This window comes from Streptomyces boluensis (assembly GCF_009908195.1).
GTDB classification, from domain to species: domain Bacteria; phylum Actinomycetota; class Actinomycetes; order Streptomycetales; family Streptomycetaceae; genus Streptomyces; species Streptomyces boluensis.
Window position 1 is genome coordinate 1 of record NZ_JAAAHS010000599.1, and the last position, 2,871, is coordinate 2,871.

Below are 2,871 nucleotides of genomic sequence, written 5' to 3' on the forward strand. Positions count from 1 at the left end.
GGGCCGGCGCGTTGGTCATGGCAGTTCCTTGAGGCCGAGGTCGACGAGGAGATCGCGGGCGAGGGTGAGTTCGGCGGCGATGCCGTCGGCGAGCCGGCTGCGGGCGCGGGGGCGCAGCGCGGGGGGCAGGGCCTGCCAGGTGTAGGTCTCGACCTCCAGGTGCCGGGTGCGCGGGTGTGCGCCGCCGACAAGCCGGGCCAGGGTCTCGCGGAGCACGGACAGGGTGGAGGTGAGCGGAGGCGCGGGCTCGGCGTGCAGCGGCACGTGGAAGTGGGCACGCCAGGGGGTGGTGTCGGGGAGTACCGCGCCGGACAGGGCGGGGCCGAGGTCGTCGGTTCCGTGCAGGGTGCCGCCGGGGCGGGTGCGGGTCTGGTGCAGGAAGCGGGGCTCGTCGAAGGCGGCCAACGCCTCGCGGACATCGGGGTGTTGGGGCTGCTCGGCGTGCAGGGCGGCGGAGAGCTGGACCTTGGGGATGGCGATGCCTGCCGCGTCCAGGGCGTCGAGTGCGGTGTGCGGATCTTCGAAGGAGGTGGCGAGATGGCAGGTGTCGACACAGACACCGATACGGTCGGCGGCTCGGGCTGCGGTGGCTCCGGTGGTTGCGGTGGCCTGCGAGCTCCCGAGGGGGCGCCGGAGCCCGTTCGACGACGCGGGTGGCGTCGGCTGTGGGGTGGCGGAGGCCCGCGTGGGCGTGCCGGTCGCTTTGGACATGGCTGGCGTGGGGGCCTGTTGCGGGGCGGTCTGTTGCGGGGGCGTCGCCGGTGGTGTGCGCTGCTGTATCTGGTCGCGTACGGCCGTGAGCGGGGCGATGGCGTCGGCGGTGGTCTCGATGACGCAGCCGGGCTCGGGTTCCAGGCCGACGCGGATGGAGCGGCCGGTGAGCTCTTGGAGGGCGTCCAGGCGCTCGGCGAGGGTGACCAGGGCGGTGCGGGCGGTGGCGGCGTCCTGGTCGGTGAACGGGGTGCGCCAGGCGAGCGGCAGGGTGGAGATGCTGCCTTCGCGCACGTCGTCCGGGAGCAGCGCGGTGAGCAGCCGGGCCAGGTCGGTGGTGTGGGTGAGCCGCTCGGCGTCGGTCCAGTCCGGCTTGTAGACCCGGTACTTGACCTCCTGGGCGCCGAATCCCTCGTAGGGGAAGCCGTTGAGGGTGACCACTTCGAGGCCGCGGCGGTCGAGGTCGGTGCGCAGTTCCCTGAGGGCCGCCGGATCGGAGGTCAGGGCGCGGGCGGCGTCCCTGGCCAGCCAGAGCCCGATGCCGAGCCGGTCGCGGCCGAGGCGGCGGCGGACCGGTTCGCAGTGGTCGCGCAGTTGGGCGCGGACTCCGTCGAGGGTCTCGGCGGGGTGGACGTTGGTGCAGTAGGCGAGGTGGACGGTGGAGCCGTCGGGGTGCCGGAAGCGCATGGGTCACTCGCCTCCGCGCAGGATGGAGTTCCCTTCGTGGGTGGCCTTCGTCTCCGTGCCGGGCGGATCGAGGACGAGGCGGCCGCTGAGTCCGTAGAACGCGACCGGGTTCCGCCACAGCACCTGGTCCACGTCGGCCTCGGCGAAGCCCGCGGCCAGCATCGCGTCGGCCACCTTGCGGGTCTTCAGCGGGTCACTCCTGCCCCAGTCGGCGGCGGAGTTGACGAGGACCTTCTCGGGCCCGTAGGTCCGCAGGATCTCCACCATCCGGTTCTCGTCCATCTTGGTGTCGGGGTAGACGGAGAAACCGAGCCAACAGCCCGCGTTCTTGGCTTCCTTGACGGTGGTCTCGTTGAGGTGGTCGAGCAGGACCCACTCCTGGTCGAGCGCGGACTCGGTGACCACATCGAGGGTGCGGCGCAGGCCGGCGAGCTTGTCGCGGTGCGGGGTGTGCACCATCGCGGGCAGTTCGTGGTCGGCGGCGAGCTGCAGTTGGGCGGAGAGGGCTGCGTCCTCGGCCGGGGTCATGGAGTCGTAGCCGATCTCGCCGACGGCGACCACCCCGTCCTTGACGAGGTAACGCGGCAGCGCGTCCAGGACGGGGGTGCAGCGGGGGTCGTTGGCCTCCTTCGGGTTGAGGGCGATCGTGCAGTGGTGGGCGATGCCGTACTGCGCGGCGCGAAACGGCTCCCAGCCGAGAAGGGCGTCGAAGTAGTCGTAGAAGGAGGCCGGGGAGGTGCGGGGTTGCCCGAGCCAGAAGGCCGGCTCCACGACCGCGCGCACCCCGGCGGCGTACATGGCTTCGTAGTCGTCGGTGGTCCGGGAGGTCATGTGGATGTGCGGGTCGAAGAGGCGCATCAGGACTCCTTACGGGACGGCTCGGCCGCGGCCAGGGCGAGAGTGAGGACGCGGTGGAGATCGTCGGGCACCGTGCGGCCCGCGGCGGAGCGTTCGGCGGCGTAGTCGCCGAGCATGCGGGCGAGTTCGGCGTCGCCACGGGCGCGGGCCTCGAGGGCGGCGACGGCCTCGAGCGGTACGCCGATGAACAGGCACTTGAGGATCGCGTGCCGCCAGCCGTGGGCGTCGAGGTGCTGGGCCGCGTAGGCGCCGACGGCGGCCGTGACCAGGCGGGGGTCGTTGGTGCGGAGCGCGTCCTCGGTGAGCGGGAGGGCCTGCGGGCCGGTCAGGAGGTGGGGCAAGGAGAGGAGGACGGCGCGGCGTTCGTCGGCGGTGCCCTGTCGGTAGAGCCGGGTGACGGTGGGCAGGTCGGCGTGGGCGGTCCGGAGGAGCAGTTGTCGGACGCTGTCGGCGTGCGCGGCACCGCAGCGGCGCCCTGCTTCGGCGAAGCGGAGCTCCCAGGCGGGTGTGGGGAGTTGAGGGCTGTCGGCTGCGTCGCCGTCGGGGGTGGGGGCGTCTTGGCCGTGGCGTTGGTTTTGGCCCTGGGCGTGGCCCTGGCCTCGGGAGGAGGGGGAC

2 protein-coding genes and 2 pseudogenes are annotated in these 2,871 nt (G+C 72.8%); all 4 read right to left on the bottom strand.

The window, feature by feature from the left end; translation table 11 throughout:
* Window positions 1-15: 15 nt before the first annotated feature.
* Window positions 16-576, bottom strand: a pseudogene (locus GUY60_RS39850) (metabolite traffic protein EboE); the annotation flags it as partial.
* A 213-nt stretch (window positions 577-789) separates the two neighbouring features.
* Window positions 790-1,398, bottom strand: a pseudogene (locus GUY60_RS39855) (metabolite traffic protein EboE); the annotation flags it as partial.
* 3 nt (window positions 1,399-1,401) lie between these two features.
* Window positions 1,402-2,256, bottom strand: coding sequence for a TatD family hydrolase (locus GUY60_RS36410; RefSeq protein WP_161705783.1), 855 nt, complete (start codon window positions 2,254-2,256; stop codon window positions 1,402-1,404).
* The coding region (locus tag GUY60_RS36415; RefSeq protein WP_187370219.1) for an EboA domain-containing protein at window positions 2,256-2,871 on the bottom strand (616 nt) is incomplete at its 5' end. The genes GUY60_RS36415 and GUY60_RS36410, both read right to left, overlap by 1 nt.